The following is a 1525-nucleotide window of genomic DNA, read 5'->3' as shown; positions in this document are numbered from 1 at the left end:
CCCGCCGAAGGGCTCGGGCGGCATAGGAGCGGTGGTAGCCGCACAGCTGCTGCAGCTGACTGAGAATCTGCGTCTTCTCCTTCTTGCGGGCCCTGCGATAACGCTCGGCGAGCTCCCGCACGACGGCTCGCCGCTCGGGCAACGAAAGGGGCACGCCCTGCGCCTCCTTCGGCTTCATGGTCTGGCGCTCCTTTCCAGGCGCAGGGCACGAGGCCTGTTCGAGTACCTTTCACTTTTGAGGCAACGACCCCATTTCGAGTACCTTTCTTTTGAGGCAAGGCGCAGAGTTGACAAGTGACGAGATGTTGCGCAAACTGTGTCTAAGGAGGCGAAGCGATGTACCTCCACTTTCGGTACAGCCCGCCTCGCCCGCTCATTCTCACCCCTGGGTGCGGGGGTGCAGCGTAGGCCTTCGTGGGGCTAAGCACGAGGGGGGCCCTGCCATGACAGGTGCCCTGCGAGGTTACTTCGCCTCCGTGTCAGGCCCGGCTCCGCCAGGCTTTCCAGCAATCCTGGCGAGGCATGGGTGAGATCAGGTGGCAAACAGGAGACGGTGCGAGGGCGGTAGGGGCCTGCTGGGACATGCTCGTCGCCTCCAGGCGCTGTTCGATCCTGCGGGCCAGAAGGAGGGCCAGCACGGAGCTGGTGATGTGGCTCCGCACGCCCGGCTCCGACCAGTGGTAGACCGGTCGGATTTGCAGCGGCGTCTTGAGGGCCGGGAAGCTTTGCTCCACCTCCAGCAGCCCCTTGACCGCCAGCGCCGTCTTTTCCGCGGACTGGCGCGCGGTTCGCGCCACATACGCCAGACGGGCTTCACCACGGCAGCCCTCAGCAGGTTCCCCGCACCGCCGAATCCGTGGTGGGATGTCGGAGGCCAGGGTTCGGTGGGGGGTGGATCAATTCTTGGCCGGCTGATGTGGGTCAGTTTAGCGGCTCTTCCGCAATTCGGGTGAAGCGTGGCGAGGTCAGGTGCCGCAAAGGAGCCGGTGGCGTAAGAGCGCCAGTCCCGCCCGGCCATACATCATGCGCTTCAGGGCCTTCAGCTTGTGGATCCACCCTTCCGTGAGGCCGTTGCTCCAAGGCAGGCGCAACGCCTCGTACACCGCCGGGAAGTCCTGTTCGAGGCGATGGGCGAAGCCCATCAAGGGCCGAACCGTATCCTGCTTCACCGCATCGATCCACGCCGCCAGGGTGTCGGCTCGACGCTCCCGCACCATTCGCGCGAACGGCTCGGCGAGGCTCCAGACCCTGGCATACTGCCCGTCGAAGCGGGCCAGAGACGTCAGAAAAGCGACCTCGTCTTCCGACCGACGGGCGGGACCTTTCCAGAACAAGCTGCAGAGCTGCCGGGCGGTCATCGGGCGCATCTGGGGACACGCGTCCTTCGAGACGCCCGCCGACCGGCGCAGGGCGGTCACTACCTCGGCGACCCGGGAGCGGCCCCCCGGGATACCCCATGCAGCGCAGTTCCCGATAGATCTCCCGGGCGTTGCGGCACCCCTGCTCCCACCGCTGGATGATATAG

Annotated in this window: 2 protein-coding genes; both read right to left on the bottom strand. The window is 65.9% G+C overall.

Features of this window, described 5'->3' with window-relative positions:
* Nucleotides 1-479: 479 nt before the first annotated feature.
* On the bottom strand, nucleotides 480-797 hold the full coding sequence (locus tag AB1609_23620; GenBank protein MEW6049424.1) for a hypothetical protein: 318 nt from the start codon (nucleotides 795-797) through the stop codon (nucleotides 480-482).
* Between the two features lie 168 nt (nucleotides 798-965).
* Nucleotides 966-1525 (bottom strand): transposase (locus AB1609_23615; protein MEW6049423.1); only part of this gene is annotated, 560 nt, incomplete at its 5' end.

The sequence above is a fragment of the Bacillota bacterium genome, assembly GCA_040754675.1.
Lineage (GTDB): Bacteria > Bacillota > Limnochordia > Limnochordales > Geochordaceae > Geochorda.
The sequence above is the reverse complement of the archived record's forward strand: the minus strand, read 5'-3'. Positions and strand labels throughout refer to the sequence as shown.